The organism is Pseudonocardia benzenivorans CB1190 (assembly GCF_000196675.2).
GTDB lineage: Bacteria > Actinomycetota > Actinomycetes > Mycobacteriales > Pseudonocardiaceae > Pseudonocardia > Pseudonocardia benzenivorans.
In genome coordinates this window covers 5,713,731-5,733,996 of the sequence record NC_015312.1, presented here as the reverse complement: position 1 = coordinate 5,733,996, position 20,266 = coordinate 5,713,731, and the positions used below count along the sequence as shown (strand labels likewise).

The following is a 20,266-nucleotide window of genomic DNA, read 5'->3' as shown; positions in this document are numbered from 1 at the left end:
CGGGTGCTGGTTCTGGCCCTGGACACCTCGACGTCGACCGTGACGGCGGGCGTCGTCGACCTGCCCGAGTCCGGGGCACCGGTCGTGCGTGCGCAGCGGGTCTCCGCCGGTGCCCGCAAACACGGCGAGCTGCTCATGCCCCATGTGCTGGAGGCGTGCGCCGAGGCCGGCGTCGCGCTGCGCGACGTCGACGCGATCGTCACCGGCACCGGGCCCGGTCCCTTCACCGGGCTGCGGGTCGGGATGGTCACGGCCGCCGCGCTGGGCGACGCGCTGGGCACGCCGGTGCACGGCGTCTGCTCGCACGACGCGATCGCCCGCGAGGCGTGCGCGACCCGGTTGAGCGGCAACATGGTCGTCGTGACCGACGCGCGGCGCCGCGAGGTCTACTGGGCGGGGTACGACGCCGAGGGCTACCGGATCACCGGCCCGCACGTCGAGGCGCCCGCGGTGCTCGTGGAGCGGTTGGCGGGGTTCCCCTCGGTCGCGGCCGCGGGTGAGCAGGCCGCGGTCACCGGGCTGCCGGTCATCGGTCCGGCGACGCCGGGGCCGGCAGGGCTCGTCGCCGTGGCGGCCGACGTGCTGCGGGCGGGCACCGACCCCGGCCCGCTGCGCCCGCTCTACCTGCGCCGGCCCGACGCCGTGGAGCCGGGGGCCCGTAAACGGGTGAGCGCGTGACGGCTGCCGAGGAGCGGGTCGTCGTCGGGCCGCTGCTGCGTGCCGACGCGCCGCGCTGCGCCGAGCTCGAGGAGCTGCTCTTCCCCGGTGACGACCCGTGGAGCGCGCAGGCGTTCCGCGACGAGATCGGTGCCGGGCACGTCTACGTCGGGGTGCGCAGTGGCGACCGGCTCGTCGGCTACGCGGGCCTGGCGTTCACCGCGGGGCCGCCGCAGCCGGAGGCGGAGGTGCACACGATCGGCGTCGACCCCGCCCACCAGGGGCGGGGGCTCGGCCGGGTGCTGCTGCACCAGCTGCTCGCACCGGCCGACGAGGTCGGTGCCACGGTCTTCCTCGAGGTGCGCACCGACAACGCGCCGGCCATCGGGCTGTACGAGTCCGAGGGGTTCGAGATCGTCGGGGTGCGCAAGCGCTACTACCGGCCCAGCGGGGCCGACGCCTACACGATGCGAAGGGAGGCGCGAGCGTGACGAGCGGGCTGGTGCTGGGGATCGAGACGTCGTGCGACGAGACCGGCGTCGGGATCGTGCGCGTCGACGCCGACGGGACGACGACGTTGCTCGCCAACGAGATCTCCTCCAGCGTCGAGGAGCACGCGCGGTTCGGCGGCGTCGTCCCGGAGGTGGCCTCGCGGGCGCACCTGCAGGCGATGGTGCCGGCCGTGCACCGGGCGATGACGACCGCCGGCATCACGGCGCGCGACGTCGACGCCGTCGCGGTGACGGCGGGCCCCGGCCTCTCGGGCGCGCTGCTCGTCGGCGTCGCGGCGGCCAAGGCCTACGCGGCGGCCTGGGACGTCCCCCTGTACGGGGTGAACCACCTGGCCGCGCACGTCGCCGTCGACACGCTGCAGAACGGGCCGCTGCCGCCCGCCCTGGCGCTGCTGGTCTCGGGCGGGCACTCCAGCCTGCTGTCGGTGCCCGACCTGGCCGGACCGGTGACCCCGCTCGGCGCGACGATCGACGACGCGGCCGGCGAGGCGTTCGACAAGGTCGCGCGGCTGCTGGGGCTGCCGTTCCCGGGTGGCCCGCACATCGACCGCGTCGCCCGCGACGGCGACCCTTCCGCGGTGGCCTTTCCGCGCGGCCTCACCGGGCCCCGTGACGCTCCGTTCGACTTCTCGTTCTCCGGGCTGAAGACGGCCGTCGCCCGGCACGTCGAGGCCCTGGAGCGGGCGGGCACCCCGGTCCCGGTCGCCGACGTCGCGGCGAGCTTCCAGGAGGCCGTCGTCGACGTGCTGACGGCCAAGGCCGTCCGGGCCGCGCGCGAGCACGGGATGGACGTGCTGTGCCTCGGCGGCGGGGTGGCGGCCAACTCCCGGCTGCGCGCGCTGGCCCAGGACCGTTGCGATGCAGCGGGTCTGGTGCTGCGGGTGCCGCGGCCGGTGCTCTGCACGGACAACGGTGCGATGGTCGCGGCGCTCGGTGCGCACCTGCTCGCCCGCGACGCCGCGCCGTCCCCGCTGGCGCTGCCCGCCGACTCGTCGCTGCCGGTCACGGAGGTCCTCGTCGGCTGAGCCGGCCCGCGCGCCGTGGCCGCGGGGTCGGTGCAGGTCGGCCGTCGTGAGCGGCAACGGTCGCCATGGCGACCGTTGCCGCTCACGGGTCAGGCGCTCACGTGCGAGAGCAGGCGGATCTCGTCGTCGGTCAGCTTGAGGTCGAGCATCGGCAGCAGCTCGGCCAGCTGCGCGGTGGTGCGGGCGCTGGCGATCGGTGCGGCGACGGTCGGCTGCGCGGCGAGCCAGCCCAACGCCACCGACGCCACCGGGACGCCGTGTCCGGCCGCGATCTCGTCGAGCACGGTCAGGACGCGGCGGCCGCGGTCGTCGAGATAGGCCATGGCGCCCTCGGCGCGGACGCTGTCGACGTCGGCGCCGTCGCGGTACTTCCCGGTGAGGAAGCCCTTGGCCAGCGCGTAGTACGGCAGGCAGGAGATGTTCTCGGCCTGCAGCAGGGGAGCCAGCGACGCCTCGAAGTCGGCACGCTCCATCAGGTTGTAGTGCGGCTGCAGCACCTCGTAGCGGGCCAGCCCGTCGCGCGCCGAGATCTCCAGCGCCGACCGCAGCCGCTCCGCGGTGAAGTTCGACGCCCCGAGCACCCGCACCTTGCCCGCCTTCACGAGGGTGTCGAAGGCGTCGAGCGTCTCCTCCTGCGCGACGGACTCGTCGTCGCTGTGCGCGTAGAGCAGGTCGATGTGGTCGGTGCGCAGCCGGCGCAGGCAGTCCTCCGCGGCCGCGGCGATGTTGGCCGCCGACAGGCCGGGCCTGCTCGGCAGGTTGCCGACCTTCGTCGCGACGACCATGCGGTCGCGGTTGCCGCGGGCGGCCATCCAGTTGCCGATGATCGTCTCGGACTCCCCGCCGGAGTTCCCCGGCTTGCGCCAGAAGTAGGAGTCGGCGGTGTCGACGAAGTCGCCGCCCGCCTCGGCGAATGCGTCGAGAACCGCGAACGACTCCGCCTCGTCGGCCGTCCAGCCGAACACGTTGCCGCCGAGGCAGAGCGGGGAGACATCCAGGTCACTGGATCCGAGCGTCGTCATGTTCCCAACCGTACGGGCCCGTCAGCGCAGCACGGTGTTGCCCTGCGGCCCCTCGGTGTGTGAGAGCCGCTTCGCGAAACAGTCGTCGGGAGCGAGTCCTTGCTGGTCGCACCAGGCGTTGGCGGCCTGGGGCGTCGGGAAGGAGGTGCCGACGACCGTCACCCAGAACCCGCCGCGCCGGAAGCTGGTGTAGTCGTCGGACCGCAGCAGCAGCGCCTGCGGGAAACGGTCGCGCGAGGCGATGACGTCGGCGAGGACGGCCGCGTCGTCGAACGTCCGTCCGTCGACGACCAACCCCGGGGCCTTCGCCGAGATCTGAGGGATCCACTGCCCGACGAACGTCTCCACCCGGGACCTGTCCTGCGCGGCCTGCCGGGTCAGCGCGGCCACTGGGTCGGTGCCCGCGATCGGGCCGCGGGAGGGGGTCGGTGTCCCGGTACCGGCGGTCGCGATCCCCGTCGCGCCGCTCGCGACCGCGTACGGCCTGCCCTCGACCGACCGGGTCGTCAGCGTGTCGCGCAGCAGGAAGACCACCAGCGCCGAGGCCAGGACCAGCAACGACGCGACGACCGCCGCGACGGCCGGCGCGGTCGCCCGCGGCGGGGGGCGGTCGTGCCGGGACAGGTCCGACGGCGCGGACGGGGCTGACGACACCGAGGGCCCTCCCGACGTTGAGCGGTTGGCAGTCTCATGGGTAGAGTGCCAGAGCACAGTGCGATCGGGGACGCCCCGGCACCCGCGACGGCGGGGCGCCCCGAACGGCTGTCAGTTGCCAATGTGAACGGGTCAGCAGTTCGTACCCCACGGAAGGGGAGGTCATCCAGTGGCGAACATCAAGCCGCTCGAGGACAAGATCGTCGTCCAGGCCAGCGAGGCGGAGACCACCACCGCCTCGGGCATCGTCATCCCGGACACCGCCAAGGAGAAGCCCCAGGAGGGCAAGGTCCTGGCCGTCGGCCCGGGTCGCATCGACGACAACGGCAACCGCGTGCCGCTCGACGTGGCCGTGGGCGACGTCGTCATCTACTCGAAGTACGGCGGCACCGAGGTGAAGTACAACGGCGAGGAGTACCTGATCCTCTCCGCGCGCGACGTCCTCGCGGTCGTCAACTGACACCACCCGGCTGATCTCCGGCCGCACCCTCCGCCCCGGCCGACCGTCGACCGACTCGTCGCCGGGGCGGAGGTGTGTGACGGGACGCCGTACGAGAAGAACATCCGAGAGAGGCGAAGATGCCGAAGCAGATCAGCTTCGACGAAGACACGCGCCGTGCACTCGAGCGTGGGGTGAACCAGCTCGCCGACGCGGTCAAGGTCACCCTCGGCCCGCGCGGCCGGCACGTGGTGATCGACAAGAAGTTCGGCGGCCCGACGGTGACCAACGACGGCGTGACCATCGCCCGCGAGGTCGACCTCGAGGACCCGTACGAGAACCTCGGCGCCCAGCTCGCCAAGACCGTCGCCACCAAGACCAACGACGTCGCGGGTGACGGCACCACCACCGCGACGGTGCTGGCGCAGGCGCTGGTCCGTGAGGGTCTGCGCAACGTCGCCGCCGGTGCGAACCCGACGGCGCTGGGCCGGGGCATCGCCGCGGCCGCCGAGAAGGTCGCGGAGTTCCTCAAGGACAAGGCCATCCAGGTCAACGGCGACGAGCACATCGCGCAGGTGGGCACCATCGCCTCGCGCGAGGAGACCATCGGCCAGCTGATCGCCCAGGCGTTCGGCAAGGTCGGCTCCGACGGCGTCGTCACCATCGAAGAGGGCTCGACGATGGCGACGGAGCTGGAGATCACCGAGGGTCTGCAGTTCGACAAGGGCTACCTCTCGCCGTACTTCGTCACCGACCCCGAGTCGATGGAGGCCGTGCTGGAGGACGCCTACGTCCTGCTGCACCGCGAGAAGATCAGCGCCATCGCCGACCTGCTCCCGCTGCTGGAGAAGGTCCTGGCCGACGGCAAGCCGCTGCTGATCGTGGCCGAGGACGTCGAGGGCGAGGCGCTGTCCACGCTCGTCGTCAACTCGATCCGCAAGACGGTCCGCGTCGCGGCGGTCAAGTCGCCGTTCTTCGGCGACCGCCGCAAGGCGTTCATGGACGACCTCGCCATCGCCACCGGCGGCACGGTCATCAACCCGGAGATCGGGCTCAAGCTGTCCGAGGCCGGGCTCGACGTCCTGGGCAAGGTCCGCCGCGCGGTCGTCACCAAGGACGCCACGACCCTCATCGAGGGTGCGGGCACCAAGGACGCGGTCGACGGCCGGATCGCCCAGATCAAGGGCGAGATCGAGGCGTCGGACTCCGACTGGGACCGCGAGAAGCTGCAGGAGCGGCTGGCCAAGCTGTCCGGCGGCGTCGCCGTCATCAAGGTCGGCGCGGCCACCGAGACCGAGCTCAAGGAGCGCAAGCACCGCATCGAGGACGCGGTGTCGGCGACCCGGGCCGCGGTCGAGGAGGGCATCGTCCCCGGCGGTGGTTCGGCGCTCGTCCAGGCCGCCAAGACGCTGGAGGACGGCATCGGCCTGGCCGGTGACGAGGCGACCGGTGTCGCCATCGTCCGCCGTGCGCTGTCGGCGCCGCTGTTCTGGATCGCCACCAACGGCGGTCTCGAGGGTGCGGTCGTCACCTCCAAGGTCGCCGAGCAGGACTGGGGTCAGGGCTTCAACGCCGCGACCCTGACCTACTCCGACCTGCTGGCCGACGGCGTCATCGACCCGGTGAAGGTGACCCGCTCCGCGGTCGTCAACGCCGCGTCGATCGCGCGGATGGTGCTCACCACCGAGAGCGCCGTCGTCGACAAGCCGGAGCCGCCGGCGCCCGCTGCCGCGGGTGGCCACGGCCACGGTCACGGGCACTGACGCTCCCGTAACCCGCAGTACGCCATACGCAGTACCGCCGAGGGCGGGTGCGAACCTCGTGTTCGCACCCGCCCTTGCGTCGTCGTGGCGCCCGGCCCGCGCCGATCCCGGCCCGGCGCCGCTACCGGACCGCGGTCTCCCGTGGCTGCCGGACGCTCCGCTCGCGGGCCTGCAGCACGTCCAGCCGGTCGGCTTCGGACAGCCCGCCCCACACGCCGTAGGGCTCCTGCACCGCGAGCGCGTGCCGGCGGCACTCCTCGACGACGGGGCACGTCCGGCACACCGCCTTCGCCCGCGCCTCCCTGTTGACCTTCGCCGGCCCGCGCTCGCCCTCGGGATGGAAGAAGAACGCGCTGTCCATGCCGCGGCACGCGCCGCGCATCTGCCAGTCCCACGTCTCCGACACGGGGACGGGAAGCCGTCGGATATCCGCCACGACCCTCACCAGCCTGTCTGCTCGAACTTCGCCATCGCAGGCGACATACCCTCAGTCAATCGCGTCAAACCTGGTTCAACAAGAGAATTCGATGAGCGTCTCGGCTTGACCGGCGACCGGTCGCGCGGCGACGATTGCCCGATGTACGGCGACGCGGGGCCCGCGTCCGCCCATCCGGCGGGCCCGTCCCCAGGGGCGGCGACCGACGAGTTGTCCCTGCCCGTGGCCGCCGTCGCCCGCAGGCTCGGCGTCGCGCCGGCCACGCTGCGCACCTGGGCCCGCCGGTACGGGCTGGAACCGTCCGGGCACGTACCCGGGAGCCACCGCCGCTACACGACGACCGACCTCGCCCGCCTGCAGGTCATGCACCGCGCGCTCACCCACGGCAGCGGTCCGGCCGAGGCCGCGAGGCTGGCGCTGACGACACCCCTCGAGGCCCTCCCGACGGTGCCCGCGCCCCGCCCTGCGATGGCGCCCCGTCTCGACCTCGCGCCCGACCCGCACGTCCCGGCGAGGTCGTGGCCCGCCGCGACGGGGCTGCGGGAGGACACCGTCGCCGCCGAGCTCGACGACGACCGGCCGGGTCCGGCGGCGGGCCGGGGTGGCCGGGTGCTGCGGCTGCCGGGCGCGACACCCAGGGCGCGCGGGCTGGCCCGCGCGGCGTCGGCGATGGACGCCGAGGGGATCCGTGCGGTCCTCCTGGACTCCGTGACCGCCGACGGCCTCGTCGTGTCCTGGGACCAGGTCGCCCGCCCGGTGCTCGTCGCGGTCGCGCAGCGCTGGGAGTCGACCGGCCGCGGCGTCGAGATCGAACACCTGGTCAGCGACTGCGTCACGGCGGTGTTCAACGCCCGCGCCGTCCTCGCGCCGGCCCGGGCCGGGCTGCGCCCCGTGCTGCTGGCCGGCATGCCCCGCGAGCAGCACGTCCTGCCGCTGACGGTCCTCGCGGCCGTCCTGGCCGAGCGCGGGATCCCCTGCCGCCCGCTCGGCGCCGACCTCCCCGCCGATGCGCTCGCCGACGCGGTGCGCCGCACCGCCCCTGCGGCCGTCGTGCTGTGGTCGCAGGTCCCGGAGACAGCGGACGCGGACGTCGTGACCGGGCTGCCGCGCACCCGGCCCCGGCACCGCCTGCTCGTCGGCGGCGTCGGCTGGGACGAGACCCTGCTGCCGCCCGCGATCACCCGGCTGTCGACGCTGGTCGACGCGGCCGACCTGCTGACCCGGGTGGCGACGAGCTGACGGTGCCTGCCGCGCCGGCGGACGGTCCGTGGGAGATCGCGTTCGGTCCCCGTCCCGGCGCGACCGTCAGGGTCCCGTCCGACGCCGGTGCCGCCGACCGGTGGGCGGCCGCCGTCGCCCTGGGCGGGCAGGGCCGCTACGCCGCCGCGGCCATGTTGCTCGACGGGCTGCGCCGCGACCCCGCCGTCGCGCCCGTCGTGGCGGCGCACGCCGCGGTGACGCTCGCGTCGCACCGTCGCCAGCTCGGCGGGCACGCCGCGGCCCGGCGGCTCGACGCCGAGGCGCTCGCCCGGGCGGCCGCGGGGCCGCCGTCGGTCGTGGTGCCCGGAGGTCTGCTGACGGCCGCTGCTGCTCACGTCGACGCACTCGTCGGGCTGGCGGCCGACGCGCTGGGCACCGGAGACCTCGCAGGTGCCCGACGGCTCCTCGACCGGGCCGACGCCGAACTGTCCCGACGCCGGTGCCGGGAGGACGCCGCCGCCTGGCGGCTGCCGGTGCGCCTCGGCTGGGTCGCCGCGGAGCTGGCACTGGCGGGCGGCGACCCCGCTGCGGCGGTGCGGGCCGCGGCGGACGCCGATCGGCGGGCGAGCGGAGGCCGCTCGTCGCGTCACCGGGTGAAGTCGGCGATCGTGGCCGGCGTGTCGCGCGCGTCGTGGGAGCCCTCGACGGCGCCGGCGGCGTTGGTCGAGCTGGACGCCCTCGCGGCCGAGGCGACCCGCCTGGGACTGCTCCCGCTGCACTGGCCCGCGGCCCTCGCCGCCGCCGACCTCGCCGACCGCCCGGGGGTCGCGCAGGCCGCGTACGGCGCCCCGGAGGGAGGCCCCGAGGGGCCCCGCATCTGGGCCGATGCGCAGGGACCCGCGAGCCACGGTCGGGTTGCCTCACATCCCCCGGACGGCGGCGAACACCCCTCGACCCGCCGATCGTCGGGCTCTCCGGACGCCACTCGAACGGCCCTGCCGTCCGACCCGCCACGACAACCGCCGGTCGACCGTGACGCGGCCCGGAACGCAAACGATCGACATCGGAATCGTTCCTCCGATGCGCCGAACGGCACGGTGAGCGACGCGGCGCGCCGACGACACGCCGCGGCTCGCACGCTGAGCGTCCTCTACTCCCGATCGGACCCTACCGGCAGGCGCCTGATGGGGGAGTCGGCGTGGATTCCGGGGTGGCACGCGGTAACCTGATTACTCCGTTCGGACGTTCGTCACCCACATGACGAGTGCCACTCGGCGAAACGCGCTCGAATGGAGGGCACAAACTCGCCCTGATCGTGTCAAGGTGAGGCTGTCACCCGCCGATGCGGAGGGTGACACATCACCCGGCTGCAGGAAGCTGCAGGAAGGAATCGTCGTGACGACGGTACTCATCTGCGACGATCGTCGCAGCGTCCGCGAAGGTCTGACCCGCGTGATGTCCGCGGTGCCGGGGGTGCACCGGATCGACTGTGTGGCCCATGGCGACGAGCTGCTGGCCCGGTTCTCCCGGCAGCCCGTGGACGTCGTACTGGTCGGGACCCAGCGTGCGGTTCCCACCGGCGTGGAGGCGACGCGACGGCTCGTCGCGGCCCACCCGCAGGCCAACGTGATCGTCTTCGGCGCCCCCGACGACGCGGGCAGCATCGCTGCCGCCATCGCGGGCGGTGCGCGCGGCTACCTCCGCTGGGACGCATCGCGCCCCGAGCTGGTGGCCGCGCTCGCCCACACGCTCGCCAGCACCGCGGTGCCGACGCCGCGTACCCCGGCCGACCCGGGGGTGCAGCTCACCGAGCGCGAGCTCCAGGTGCTGCGCGGCATGAGCCAGGGCAAGAGCAACGGCCAGATCGGCCGCGAGCTCTACCTGTCGGAGGACACGGTCAAGACGCACGCGCGGCGGCTGTTCCGCAAGCTCGGCGTCCGCGACCGTGCCCAGGCCGTCGCCCACGGCTTCCGCCGCGGTCTGGTGTCCTGAACCCTCGTCGCCCGACGGCGACCGCCCGGCTCCCCCTTGCCGGGCACGGGTCGAGTGCCGCCCCGAACCGGCACCCGGCCTCGCACGCCCCCGTCCCGCACGGGTTGCTCCCCGACGACGTCCCGCGCCCGGCCCGAGCTCCTGCCCCAGAGGGCTCGACCCGGCGCGGCAGGCGTCCCCCGGTTCGTCCTGGCGCCGGCCCGCTCCCCGCTTGCCGGCGCCTCCGGATCTGGCACCCGGCCTCGCACGCCCCCGTCCCGCACGGGTTGCTTCCCGACGACGTCCCGCGCCCGCCCCGAGCTCCCGTCCCAGAGGGCCCGACGCGGTGCGGTAGGCGTCCCGCGGTTCGTGCCGGGCACCGGCCCGCTCCCGCTCCCCGGAGCCGTCGACGACCGTCTCCCGGTGCCGCCGCCCGCTCGGACGTCCGCTGCCCGCTGCGGCCGCCGCCCGCGCGCGACCGGGGCCCGCGCCCGCTCTGTCGGCGACGCGCCGCCGCGGGCCCGGTACCTCGACCGTCGGTCCGTCGGGTCGGCGCGCGCGACCGGTTGCCGAGGTCGCTGCGACGTCACTTCCTCGTTCCGGTCGCGCGCCGCGCACCCGGCCCGTCCGGGCGCCCCGCGCGACCGGGGTCGACGCCGGTGCCGCGCCGCTCGCTCGGCGACGGGCGCGGCATGTGTCCTCGGCGTCCCGAGCGGCTCGCGCGCGAATCGAGGTCACCGCCGGCTCGCTCGGTGACGCGCCGTCGCGGCCCGCGTGCCTCGGCCGCCGGCCCTCCCGCGTCCGACGGGCACGGCGTTCCCGGCTGCGCCGCCCGTCCCGCCGCGTCCGGCCTGCCGCCGCGGTGCCCACTGCTCAGGACCTGCCCCGGCCGTCGACGGGCTCTCACGATGGGTCGTTCGGCCGATCCCGTACCGGCGTCCGGCTCAGCTCGGCCGTCCGGGTCCTTCCCGTTCTGATGCGTGACCTCTACCCGCGGTCACTCGTTCCCACGATCGAGGCCTTGTCCGCGCCCGCGGCCCGGCCTTCGCTACCGTGTTCGGTGTCGAGGACTGATTGCGACACTCTCCGTAGTCGTTCTTGCCGAACGGATGATGTCGACCATGTTGCGTAACACCCGGAGCACGGCCTGCGATGAGTGAACCGACAGACGTTCTCGACGAACTCGTGGCATCTGCGATGGCAGGTGACCGGCGAGCAGTCGAGCGTGTGCTGGCCATCATCCGGCCGCTGGTCGTCCGGTACTGCCGGGCGCGGCTCGGTCGGGTGGACCGATCGTCCGTCTCGGCGGACGACGTCGCGCAGGAGGTGTGTCTGGCCGTGCTGACGGCCTTGCCCGGCTACCGGGTCCAAGGGCGGCCCTTCCTCGCCTTCGTCTACGGCATCGCGTCACACAAGGTGATCGACGCCCACAGAGCCGCCACCCGCAACCGATCCGAACCCGTCGCCGACGTGCCCGACGCGGTCGAGGTCGCCGACGGCCCGGAGCAGCGCGCGCTGCGCGTCGAGCTCTCGGGCGAGATGGGCAGGCTGCTCGAACAGCTGCCCGAGAAACAACGGGAGATCCTCGTGCTGAGGGTCGTCGTCGGGTTGTCCGCGGAGGAGACGGCCGAGGCCGTCGGATCCACACCGGGCGCCGTCCGCGTCGCCCAACACCGTGCACTCGCCAGACTGCGCAAGTCGATGCCCGAGGAGGAGGTGGTCTAGATGAGCGATCGTGAGGAGAACGGTCCCGACGAGGCCCCCCGCCGAGGGCGTCACCGCCGGCCCGAGGGCGCCGGGCCCGACGGCCCCAACCCGTGGTTCGTCCCGCAGGACGCCTGGAACCCGGGCCCGCCCCCGTCCGGCTGGCAGCAGCCGCCGCCCGGCGGACGGCCCGTGAACGGTCGGCCCCAGGGCGTCGGTCCCGTCGACGGGCCACGCGCCGACGGCCGCCCGCCGAACGGCCGCTCGCTCGACGCCCACGCCGGGGACGGCCACCGGGTCAACGGTCACGAGATCAACGGCCAGCACGTCAACGGCCGTGAGTTCGACGACCACCAGCAGGTCAACGGTCAGCAGGTCAACGGCCGGCAGGTCAACGGCACGCCGGGTGAGAGCGGTGCGGCACCCCTGGTGCCGCCGAGGTTGCTGCGGCCGGCCGCGGCGATCCCGACCGGCGCGGCGGGCGAGGACGCCCCGGACCTGCTCGCCGTCCAGTCCGACGACGCCCTGCTCGACGCGCTGGCGCGTGGTCACTCCGGCGGCGGCGGTGGCGGGGACGACGACCGCATCGCGGAGATGCTCGCCGCCTGGAAGGCCGAGGTCGACGCGGAGCCGATCCCCGAGCTCGTCGACGTCGACACCGCGCTCGCGACGATCATGGCTGTCACCGGCGGCCCGGTCGACGTGCCGACGACGCAGTTCGAGGCGGTCCGGCCCGAGCCCGCCGCAGGCACCGACGACGGTGGCGAGGGCGTCGTCACCCCGATGCGGGGCCGCAGGCGCTCCGGCAAGCGTGCACGTCATCTCGCCCCGCTCGCGGGCGCCGCGGCGCTGATCATCGTCGCCGTCACCGGCGTCTCGATCGGGGCGGGCGACGCGCAGCCCGGCGACACGCTCTTCGGGGTCACGCAGGTCCTCTACAAGGAGACCGCGCAGTCGCGGCAGGCGGCCGTCGACGCGCAGGCCGGCCTCGTCCAGGTCAAGCAGGCCCTCGCCCAGGGCGACACGAGCGCCGCCGCGCAGCAGCTGACCCAGGTCGAGCAGCTGATGGCCAAGGTCAAGCCCGAGGACGGCGCACCGTCGCTGGAGGCCAACCAGAAGTTCCTGTCGGCCAAGCTGCAGGAGACCCCCGCCGGCCAGAAGGCCGACCCGGAGGCCCCGCTGCGCGACGGCACCCCGGCCCCGCGCCGCCGACGATCCCGGGGAAGCCCAGCCAGCCGACGGAACCGTCGGCGCCCGCCGGTTCCGTGACGCCGACCCCGACGCCGCCCCCGACCTCGACGACGACCCAGCCGCCCGAGACGACGTCGTCGCCGACCTCGTCATCCGCGCCGACGTCCGGCACTCCCAAGCCGACGTCGGAGGGCAAGCCCGATCCGTCGTCCACCACCTCGGGCATGGGGACGACGACCACCGGCTCCGAGCCGGTGACGCAACCGAGCTGAGCGCGCGGCGCGCACACGACCCGCCGAGAACGCCGCGGGCCCCGTCCGACATCCGGACGGGGCCCGCGGCGCGTCGGGGAACCGCTCAGCCGTCGCCGATCACGGCGTCGGCGTAGCCGCGGCAGTACTCCCAGGTCACGTAGTCGGCCGGGTCGGGGTCGAAGGCGGGCTCGTGCGGGCGCATCTGGCCCTCCTCGAGCAGCTGCTGCAGGCTGGCGCGCAGCAGGCTCCACTCGTGGAAGTGCTGCTCGCCGCAGTCGCCGCAGTCGACGACGATGCCGCGCACCCCGCGACCCTCGAGCAGGGCCTGGTAGACGGCCAGATCGGCCAGGTCCGCCACGACCTCCTCGCGCTCCTCGTCGCTCAGGTCGTCGCGCTCGTCGGCCGGCCCGTCCAACGACAGGGCGGGATCGTGCGGATCGCCCGCGAAGGGATCCGGTGGCATCGCCTCGGCCGACACGCCCACACCGTACCCTTCCGCGACCCGCCGCGTGTCGTCGGTGGAGCAGCGTCACGACGTGCGTGACCTGTGTGGGTGTGGGCCCGGACTCGCCGGCTCGGCCCGGTCGACGGCCACGGATACCATGGGGGAGGGCGGCGCCCGGGCCGTCCGCCGAGCTGACCGGTGAGGGGCTGAAGGCCTGCGATGACCACTGAGACCACCGGACTGCCGCCGAAGTTCGCGATGCTGGGTCTCACGTTCGACGACGTGTTGCTGCTGCCCGCGGAGTCCGACGTGATCCCGAGCTCTGCCGACACGAGCACCCAGGTGACCAGGCGTGTCCGGATCCAGGTGCCCGTCGTGTCGTCGCCGATGGACACCGTGACCGAGTCGCGGATGGCGATCGCGATGGCCCGCGCAGGCGGGCTGGGGGTGCTGCATCGCAACCTGTCGCCCGACGAGCAGGCCGCACAGGTCGAGGTCGTGAAGCGGTCGGAGGCGGGGATGGTCACCGACCCCGTCACCTGCTCGCCCGACGCCACCCTCGCCGAGGTCGACGCCCTCTGCGCGAAGTACCGCATCTCGGGCGTGCCCGTCGCCGACGCCGACGGCAAGCTCGTCGGCATCATCACCAACCGCGACATGCGCTTCGAGGTCGACCACGGCAGGCCCGTCCACGAGGTGATGACGCCGGCCCCGCTGGTCACCGCCCGCGTCGGCGTCACCGCGGAGGCGGCGCTGGGCCTGCTGCGCCGGCACAAGCTGGAGAAGCTGCCGATCATCGACGGCGACGGCATCCTGCGCGGCCTCATCACGATCAAGGACTTCAACAAGACCGAGAAGTACCCGCTCGCGACGAAGGACCCCGACGGCAGGCTCGTCGTCGCGGCGGCCGTCGGCGTGGGTGAGGACGCGTACGCCCGTGCGATGCAGCTGGTCGAGGCGGGTGTCGACGTGCTGATGGTCGACACCGCGCACGGCCATTCGCGGCGAGTGCTCGAGACCGTCGCCAAGCTCCGCGCCGAGGTGGGCGAGGGGGTCGACGTCGTCGGGGGCAACGTCGCGACCCGCGCCGGTGCGCAGGCGCTCGTCGAGGCCGGTGCCGACGCGGTCAAGGTCGGCGTCGGGCCGGGCTCGATCTGCACGACGCGCGTGGTCGCGGGCGTCGGCGCCCCCCAGATCACGGCCATCTACGAGGCCGCGCAGGCCTGCGCCGCCGCGGGCGTCCCCGTGATCGGCGACGGCGGCATCCAGTACTCCGGCGACATCGCCAAGGCGATCGCCGCCGGCGCGTCGAGCGTCATGCTGGGCAGCCTGCTGGCCGGTACCGCGGAGTCCCCCGGCGAGCTGATCCTCGTCGGCGGCAAGCAGTACAAGACCTACCGCGGCATGGGCTCGCTGGGTGCGATGCAGTCGCGCGGCCCGGCCAAGTCGTACTCGAAGGACCGCTACGCGCAGGACGACGTGCTGAGTGAGGACAAGCTCGTCCCCGAGGGCATCGAGGGCCGCATCCCGTTCCGCGGGCCGCTGTCGCTCGTGGTGCACCAGCTCGTCGGCGGACTGCGGTCCGGGATGGGCTACGCGGGTGCGCAGACGATTCCCGAGCTCCAGCAGGCCCAGCTCGTCCGGATCACCGCGGCCGGCCTCAAGGAGAGCCACCCGCACGACATCACGATGACGGTCGAGGCGCCGAACTACGCGTCGAGGTAGCACGAGGGGTCTCCGCCGGCGATCGCGGCTCCGACCGGCCGCGCGCCGGCCCGATCACCGAGCCCATCGACGGCGCCCTCTCGCACACCCCCTACGCTGGTCACCCGTGCGTGACCTCGTGGAGATCGGGATGGGCCGGACGGCCCGTCGCAGCTACGACCTGCAGCAGATCGAGATCGTCCCGTCGCGGCGGACGCGGAGCTCGAAGGAGGTCTCGCTCGGCTGGCAGCTCGACGCGTACCGCTTCGACATCCCGCTCGTGACGCATCCGACCGACGCGGTCGTCTCGCCCGCCAGCGCGGTGCGGATCGGGCAGCTCGGCGGCCTGCCGGTGCTCAACTCCGAGGGCCTGTGGGCCCGGCACGGCGACGCGGAGGCCGCGCTCGCCCGCATCGTCGACGTCGCCGACAGCGGCGACGAGGCCGCCGTGATCCGGTTGCTGCAGGAGCTGCACGCCGCCCCGATCCAGCCCGACCTGCTCACCGACGCGCTCAAGACCATCCGCGAGGCGGGCGTGACGGTCGCCGTCCGGGTGAGCCCGCAGCGCGCCCGGGAGATCACGCCGACGCTCCTGGCCGGCGGGGTGGAGATCCTGGTCGTGCAGGGCACGATCATCTCCGCCGAGCACGTCTCCCAGGGCGAACCGCTCAACCTCGGCGACTTCATCAAGGGCCTCGACGTCCCCGTCGTCGCCGGCGGCGTGGGCGACTACCGCACCGCGATGCACCTGATGCGCACCGGCGCGGCGGGCGTGATCGTCGGGTACGGCGAGTCCGCCGGGACGACCACCGACTCGGTGCTGGGCATCGGCGTCCCCATGGCGACGGCGATCGTCGACGCCGCCGCGGCCCGCCGGGACTACCTCGACGAGACCGGCGGCCGCTACGTCCACGTCATCGCCGACGGCGGGATGGTGGGCTCGGGCGACATGGCGAAGGCCATCGCCTGCGGCGCCGACGCCGTCATGCTCGGCGAGTCGCTCGCGGCCTCGGTCGAGTCGCCCGCGGGCGGGCTGTACTGGACCTCGGCCGCCGCGCACCCCTCCCTGCCGCGCTCGGAGATCACCGCGCAGGACACCGGGGACCGCACGCTCGAGCAGGTGCTGTTCGGCCCGTCCGACAGCCCCTACGGCGACGTCGCGCTGTTCACCGCACTGCGCCGGGCCATGGCCAAGACCGGCTACTCCGACCTCAAGGAGTTCCAGAAGGCGGGCCTGACGGTCCGCGGCTGAATCGGCAGGTCCGTCGGTACTATTCTGGTACCGTTGAGGCTGTGGCGATCAACGTGCGGTTCACGGACGACGAGCTCGCGGCGCTGCGTGCCCAGGCCGAGGTCGAGCAGCGTTCGATGGACGCCGTCGCCCGGGACGCCGTCCGCCAGTACATCGAGCGGCGGGCTCATCACGACTCGGTCGCTGAGGCTCTCGCGGTCCTCGGCCCGCGTCGCCGTGATCTGATGCGTCGGCTCGGCAGCGCGTGACGAGCGTAGATGCATGACGCAGTACCTGACGCTGGAGTCGTTGCTCCAGGTCGCCGCTGAGGCGGTCGAGGGCGGCGTCGAGGTGCGCGACTACGGACTCCTGGAGTCCTCCCTGGCTCGTCCGCGCAGCACCGTGTTCGGCGCGGACGCCTACCCGGACGTGTGGGACAAGGCGGCCGCCCTGCTGCACTCGCTCGGCGGCAACCACGGCCTCGGCGACGGGAACAAGCGCCTGGGCTGGCTTGCGACGGAGACGTTCCTGTGGATCAACGGATGGGCCGTGACGGCCGCCGACGATCCGGTGTTCGACCTCGTGATCGAGATCGCGGACGGCACTGTCGACACGGTCGCCGAGATCGCCGAACGGCTGCGTCGGATGACCGCACCACGCTGACGGCCTGGGATCGGGTGCCTACGGCGACGATCGCGTCGCTGCAGGCACCGGATCAGGAGCCCTCGACCAGGGCGGCGAGGTTGGCCAGGGCCATCCGGGTCCCGGCCTCGTCGTCGGCGGGGGAGACGGCGTCGGGCATGCCCTCGTGGACGATCGTGACCTCGGTGCCGCCGTCGGCGTCGGCGAGCGTCGTCGTCTGCGTCAGCGTGCCGGCCAGGGCCGGGTCGTCGGACTCGAACTCCAGCGTCTCGACGATCTCCTGCTCGGCGCGCAGCGTCGTGAAGACGCCGTGGTAGGTGTCGGTGTGCGCGCTGGTCTTGCCGAGGGCGTCGGGGTCGGAGTAGGTCAGCGAGACCCGGAACCGGCCGCCCTCGCGCGCGTCGAACTCGTGCACCTCGCAGCGCATCCCGTCGGGGACGCGCCACCGCGCGATGGCGTCGGCGTCGACGAGCGCCTGCCACACGACGGCTCGCGGGGCCCGGACCAGCAACGACACGCGCGTCGAGTACATGGGCCCGACTCTAGGGGCCCGACTCTGGGGGCCAGACCCCAGAGGCCGGGGTCGGCGACCCGGCCCCGCGCTCCCGGCCGTGCGGGGACCGGACGGCCCGCAGCCGTCAGCACGTGATCCGGGCCGGGGCGGCGGGCGACGACCTCGTCGAGCGGCACTGCCGCCGGCACCGGTCGTCGGGCACCCCGCGCCGCGGGTCGCCGCCCCCAGGGTGGTCGGGGCCACGAACTATCCTCGAGACGTGCAGCAGCCGACCGTCCTCGTCGTCGACTACGGGGCGCAGTACGCCCAACTCATCGCCCGCCGGGTGCGTGAGGCGCAGGTGTACTCCGAGATCGTGCCCTCCGACACGCCGGTCGCCGAGATCGTCGCCCGCAAGCCCGTCGCGCTGATCCTGTCCGGCGGGCCCGCGAGCGTGTACGCCGACGGTGCGCCGGAGATCGACCCCGCGTTGTTCGCCGCGGGCATCCCGGTGCTCGGGCTCTGCTACGGCTTCCAGGCGATGGCCAAGGCGCTGGGCGGGGAGGTCGCACCCGACGGCACCCGCGAGTACGGCCGCACCGAGCTGTGCCTGACGTCGACGGCCGGTGCGTTGCACGACGGTCTGCCCGCGCGGCACCCGGTGTGGATGAGCCACGGCGACTCGGTGGTGCGTGCGCCGGAGGGCTTCACGGTGACGGCGTCGTCGGACCGGGTCGCGGTCGCGGCGTTCGAGGACACCGAGCGCCGGCTGGCCGGCGTGCAGTACCACCCGGAGGTCGGGCACAGCCCGCACGGCCAGGAGGTGTTGCGGCGCTTCCTGCACCAGGTCGCGGGGCTGACCCCGAGCTGGACGACGTCGTCGATCATCGACGACTCGGTCGCCGCGATCCGCGCCCAGGTGGGCGACGGGCACGCGGTGTGCGGGCTGTCGGGCGGGGTCGACTCCGCGGTCGCGGCGGCGTTGGTGCAGCGCGCGATCGGCGACCGGCTGACGTGTGTGTTCGTCGACCACGGGCTGCTGCGGGCGGGCGAGCGAGAGCAGGTCGAGCGCGACTTCGTGGCGGCCACCGGCGCGAAGCTGCACACCGTCGACGCGGCCGACCGCTTCCTCGGCGCCCTCGCGGGCGTCAGCGAGCCCGAGCAGAAGCGCAAGATCATCGGGCGGGAGTTCATCCGGGTCTTCGAGGCCGCGACGGCGGAGGTCGCCGAGGCCGAGCACGTCGGGTTCCTGGTGCAGGGCACGCTCTACCCGGACGTCGTCGAGTCCGGCGGCGGGACCGGGACGGCGACGATCAAGAGTCACCACAACGTCGGCGGCCTGCCCGACGACATCGAGTTCGCGCTGGTCGAGCCGCTGCGCACGTTGTTCAAGGACGAGGTGCGCAAGGTCGGCGCCGAGCTCGGGCTGCCGGAGACGATCGTCGGCCGCCAGCCGTTCCCGGGGCCGGGGCTGGGCATCCGGATCATCGGGGAGGTCACGGCCGACCGGCTGGCCACGCTGCGCGCCGCCGACGCCATCGCCCGCGAGGAGCTCACCGCCGCCGGGCTCGACAAGGAGATCTGGCAGTGCCCGGTCGTCCTGCTGGCCGACGTGCGCAGCGTCGGCGTCCAGGGCGACGGGCGCACCTACGGCCACCCGATCGTGCTGCGGCCGGTGTCGTCGGAGGACGCCATGACGGCCGACTGGACGCGCCTGCCCTACGACGTGCTCGAACGGATCTCCACCCGCATCACCAACGAGGTGGCCGAGGTCAACCGCGTCGTCCTCGACGTGACGAGCAAGCCGCCGGGCACGATCGAGTGGGAGTGACCCGCGGGGCCCGGCGCGCCCGGCCGGGGCGGACTGCATGATGTGGGCGTGAGCACCCCCACGGCACTCTCGCCGGAGATCCCCGGCCGGCTCGCGGACGCGTTGCGTTCGGGCCGGTTCGCCGTCACCGCGGAGGTCGCACCCCCGCGCGGGGCCGATCTCGGCCCCGTCCGCCGGGCCGCCGACCACCTCCGGGGCTGGGTCGACGCGGTCAACGTCACCGACAACGCCGGCGCCAACGTCCGCGTCTCCAGCCTCGCCGGCAGCCTCGCGTTGCTCGAGGCGGGCGTGGAGCCCGTCATGCAGATGACCTGCCGCGACCGCAACCGGATCGCGCTGCAGTCCGACCTGCTCGCGGCCTCCGCGCTCGGCGTCCCGAACCTCGTGCTGATGACCGGGGATCGCCCGGAGCAGGGCGACCATCCCGACGCGGCCGCGGTGTTCGACCTCGACTCGGGTGGGCTGATGGCCGCGGCCCGGTCGTTGCGCGACGAGGGCGTGCTGCTGTCGGGCCGGTCGGTCGATCCCGCGCCGCGCTGGCTGCTGGGTGCCGTCGACAGCCCGGGGCCGTCGGCCGACCGGTTCGCCCAGAAGGTCGACGGCGGCGCCCAGTTCGTGCAGACGCAGTTCGTGTTCGACGTCGACGCGTTCTCGGGCTGGCTGAGCCAGGTCCGCGACCGCGGCCTCGACGCCCGCTGCGGCGTCCTGGCCGGGGTGGGCCCGATCCGGTCGCTGCGGGCGCTGGAGTTCCTGTCGTCGATCCCCGGGGTGTCGGTGCCGGAGCAGCTCGAGCGTCGGCTGCGCGGCGTGCCGTCGGACAAGGTGGCCGCGGAGGGGGTCGCGGCGTGCGTCGACACGGTGCGCGAGCTGCGCGAGCTGCCCGGGGTCGCGGGGGTGCACGTGATGGTCGTGGGCGACGAGCGCGGGGTCCCGGAGATCCTCGAGGCGGCCGGGATGGCCCGGACGTCGTGAGTGGCGATGGTCGCCATGGCGACCATCGCCACTCACGGGCGGTCGTCCGTCCCCTTGTGATCCCACCGTCCCCCGAGGGCCGGATCACCCGGACGACCGGTCGGCGGCGCTCCCCAGCTC

General features: G+C 74.0%; 21 protein-coding genes. 16 read left to right on the top strand and 5 right to left on the bottom strand.

The annotated features are described in order from the left end of the window. Positions 1-3 precede the first annotated feature (3 nt). From tsaB to tsaD, 3 genes are read left to right on the top strand one after another with little or no spacing between them, the layout of a single operon-like run. Positions 4-678, top strand: coding sequence for a tRNA (adenosine(37)-N6)-threonylcarbamoyltransferase complex dimerization subunit type 1 TsaB (gene tsaB, locus PSED_RS26950; protein ID WP_013677404.1), 675 nt, complete (start codon positions 4-6; stop codon positions 676-678). Continuing rightward, entirely contained in the window at positions 675-1,148 is a 474-nt protein-coding gene (rimI, locus tag PSED_RS26945) for a ribosomal protein S18-alanine N-acetyltransferase (RefSeq protein ID WP_013677403.1), read from the top strand. Before tsaB ends, rimI begins: the two co-directional genes overlap by 4 nt. Further along, on the top strand, positions 1,145-2,194 hold the full coding sequence (gene tsaD / locus PSED_RS26940) for a tRNA (adenosine(37)-N6)-threonylcarbamoyltransferase complex transferase subunit TsaD (RefSeq protein WP_013677402.1): 1,050 nt from the start codon (positions 1,145-1,147) through the stop codon (positions 2,192-2,194). The genes rimI and tsaD overlap by 4 nt, the downstream gene beginning before the upstream one ends. A gap of 89 nt (positions 2,195-2,283) precedes the next feature. Here the strand turns inward: tsaD and PSED_RS26935 are convergent, their stop codons facing one another. Both PSED_RS26935 and PSED_RS26930 read right to left on the bottom strand, forming a co-directional pair. Next, on the bottom strand, positions 2,284-3,216 hold the full coding sequence (locus PSED_RS26935; RefSeq protein WP_013677401.1) for an aldo/keto reductase: 933 nt from the start codon (positions 3,214-3,216) through the stop codon (positions 2,284-2,286). A gap of 21 nt (positions 3,217-3,237) precedes the next feature. Next, positions 3,238-3,870 (bottom strand): hypothetical protein, encoded by a 633-nt coding sequence (locus tag PSED_RS26930; protein ID WP_013677400.1) that lies wholly within the window; start codon positions 3,868-3,870, stop codon positions 3,238-3,240. Between the two features lie 169 nt (positions 3,871-4,039). Between PSED_RS26930 and groES the strand changes: the two genes are divergently transcribed. Both groES and groL read left to right on the top strand, forming a co-directional pair. Further along, positions 4,040-4,330, top strand: coding sequence for a co-chaperone GroES (gene groES, locus PSED_RS26925; protein WP_013677399.1), 291 nt, complete (start codon positions 4,040-4,042; stop codon positions 4,328-4,330). Positions 4,331-4,449: 119 nt separating this feature from the next. Then, entirely contained in the window at positions 4,450-6,072 is a 1,623-nt protein-coding gene (gene groL, locus PSED_RS26920; protein ID WP_013677398.1) for a chaperonin GroEL, read from the top strand. Between the two features lie 121 nt (positions 6,073-6,193). On the opposite strand, the gene PSED_RS26915 is transcribed toward groL, so the two are convergent. Beyond that, positions 6,194-6,508 (bottom strand): WhiB family transcriptional regulator, encoded by a 315-nt coding sequence (locus tag PSED_RS26915; protein WP_013677397.1) that lies wholly within the window; start codon positions 6,506-6,508, stop codon positions 6,194-6,196. Positions 6,509-6,649: 141 nt separating this feature from the next. On the opposite strand from PSED_RS26915, the gene PSED_RS26910 reads away from it, so the two are divergent. The 5 genes from PSED_RS26910 to PSED_RS26890 all read left to right on the top strand — a co-directional run bounded on the left by PSED_RS26910 (position 6,650) and on the right by PSED_RS26890 (position 12,652). Beyond that, positions 6,650-7,747 carry a MerR family transcriptional regulator gene (locus tag PSED_RS26910; RefSeq protein ID WP_013677396.1) on the top strand — a complete coding sequence of 366 codons (1,098 nt, stop codon included), beginning with the start codon at positions 6,650-6,652 and terminating at the stop codon, positions 7,745-7,747. A gap of 2 nt (positions 7,748-7,749) precedes the next feature. Next, positions 7,750-8,937, top strand: a complete 1,188-nt coding sequence (locus PSED_RS26905) for a hypothetical protein (protein ID WP_013677395.1) — start codon at positions 7,750-7,752, stop codon at positions 8,935-8,937. A gap of 166 nt (positions 8,938-9,103) precedes the next feature. Further along, positions 9,104-9,700, top strand: coding sequence for a response regulator transcription factor (locus PSED_RS26900; RefSeq protein ID WP_013677394.1), 597 nt, complete (start codon positions 9,104-9,106; stop codon positions 9,698-9,700). Between the two features lie 1,131 nt (positions 9,701-10,831). Continuing rightward, on the top strand, positions 10,832-11,404 hold the full coding sequence (locus tag PSED_RS26895) for a sigma-70 family RNA polymerase sigma factor (protein WP_013677393.1): 573 nt from the start codon (positions 10,832-10,834) through the stop codon (positions 11,402-11,404). After that, on the top strand, positions 11,405-12,652 hold the full coding sequence (locus tag PSED_RS26890; protein WP_013677392.1) for an anti-sigma-D factor RsdA: 1,248 nt from the start codon (positions 11,405-11,407) through the stop codon (positions 12,650-12,652). A gap of 279 nt (positions 12,653-12,931) precedes the next feature. Here PSED_RS26890 and PSED_RS26885 read toward each other — a convergent pair whose 3' ends face one another. Continuing rightward, positions 12,932-13,291, bottom strand: coding sequence for a DUF5319 domain-containing protein (locus PSED_RS26885; protein ID WP_041762514.1), 360 nt, complete (start codon positions 13,289-13,291; stop codon positions 12,932-12,934). A gap of 201 nt (positions 13,292-13,492) precedes the next feature. Here PSED_RS26885 and guaB point away from each other — a divergent pair, with 201 nt between their 5' ends. The 4 genes from guaB to PSED_RS26865 all read left to right on the top strand — a co-directional run bounded on the left by guaB (position 13,493) and on the right by PSED_RS26865 (position 16,871). After that, positions 13,493-14,998, top strand: a complete 1,506-nt coding sequence (gene guaB / locus PSED_RS26880; protein WP_013677390.1) for an IMP dehydrogenase — start codon at positions 13,493-13,495, stop codon at positions 14,996-14,998. Between the two features lie 106 nt (positions 14,999-15,104). Further along, entirely contained in the window at positions 15,105-16,229 is a 1,125-nt protein-coding gene (locus PSED_RS26875; protein ID WP_013677389.1) for a GuaB3 family IMP dehydrogenase-related protein, read from the top strand. A gap of 41 nt (positions 16,230-16,270) precedes the next feature. Next, positions 16,271-16,477, top strand: a complete 207-nt coding sequence (locus tag PSED_RS26870) for a ribbon-helix-helix protein, CopG family (RefSeq protein WP_013677388.1) — start codon at positions 16,271-16,273, stop codon at positions 16,475-16,477. A 13-nt stretch (positions 16,478-16,490) separates the two neighbouring features. Beyond that, entirely contained in the window at positions 16,491-16,871 is a 381-nt protein-coding gene (locus tag PSED_RS26865) for a type II toxin-antitoxin system death-on-curing family toxin (protein WP_013677387.1), read from the top strand. A gap of 52 nt (positions 16,872-16,923) precedes the next feature. Here PSED_RS26865 and PSED_RS26860 read toward each other — a convergent pair whose 3' ends face one another. After that, positions 16,924-17,382: an SRPBCC domain-containing protein gene (locus PSED_RS26860; protein WP_013677386.1), complete on the bottom strand. Its 459-nt coding sequence runs from the start codon at positions 17,380-17,382 to the stop codon at positions 16,924-16,926. Positions 17,383-17,623: 241 nt separating this feature from the next. Here PSED_RS26860 and guaA point away from each other — a divergent pair, with 241 nt between their 5' ends. Further along, entirely contained in the window at positions 17,624-19,174 is a 1,551-nt protein-coding gene (guaA, locus tag PSED_RS26855; RefSeq protein ID WP_041760028.1) for a glutamine-hydrolyzing GMP synthase, read from the top strand. Between the two features lie 48 nt (positions 19,175-19,222). Continuing rightward, positions 19,223-20,146 carry a methylenetetrahydrofolate reductase gene (locus PSED_RS26850; RefSeq protein WP_233899174.1) on the top strand — a complete coding sequence of 308 codons (924 nt, stop codon included), beginning with the start codon at positions 19,223-19,225 and terminating at the stop codon, positions 20,144-20,146. Positions 20,147-20,266: the final 120 nt, after the last annotated feature.

What these genes read in the sequence shown, in the direction of transcription:
- PSED_RS26890 (WP_013677392.1), top strand. Translation starts at nt 11,405, where the DNA reads ATGAGCGATCGTGAGGAGAACGGTCCCGACGAGGCCCCCCGCCGAGGG.
- PSED_RS26865 (WP_013677387.1), top strand. Translation starts at nt 16,491, where the DNA reads ATGACGCAGTACCTGACGCTGGAGTCGTTGCTCCAGGTCGCCGCTGAG.
- PSED_RS26895 (WP_013677393.1), top strand. Translation starts at nt 10,832, where the DNA reads ATGAGTGAACCGACAGACGTTCTCGACGAACTCGTGGCATCTGCGATG.
- PSED_RS26910 (WP_013677396.1), top strand. Translation starts at nt 6,650, where the DNA reads ATGTACGGCGACGCGGGGCCCGCGTCCGCCCATCCGGCGGGCCCGTCC.
- guaB (WP_013677390.1), top strand. Translation starts at nt 13,493, where the DNA reads ATGACCACTGAGACCACCGGACTGCCGCCGAAGTTCGCGATGCTGGGT.
- PSED_RS26885 (WP_041762514.1), bottom strand. Translation starts at nt 13,291, where the DNA reads ATGCCACCGGATCCCTTCGCGGGCGATCCGCACGATCCCGCCCTGTCG.
- PSED_RS26860 (WP_013677386.1), bottom strand. Translation starts at nt 17,382, where the DNA reads ATGTACTCGACGCGCGTGTCGTTGCTGGTCCGGGCCCCGCGAGCCGTC.
- groL (WP_013677398.1), top strand. Translation starts at nt 4,450, where the DNA reads ATGCCGAAGCAGATCAGCTTCGACGAAGACACGCGCCGTGCACTCGAG.
- PSED_RS26935 (WP_013677401.1), bottom strand. Translation starts at nt 3,216, where the DNA reads ATGACGACGCTCGGATCCAGTGACCTGGATGTCTCCCCGCTCTGCCTC.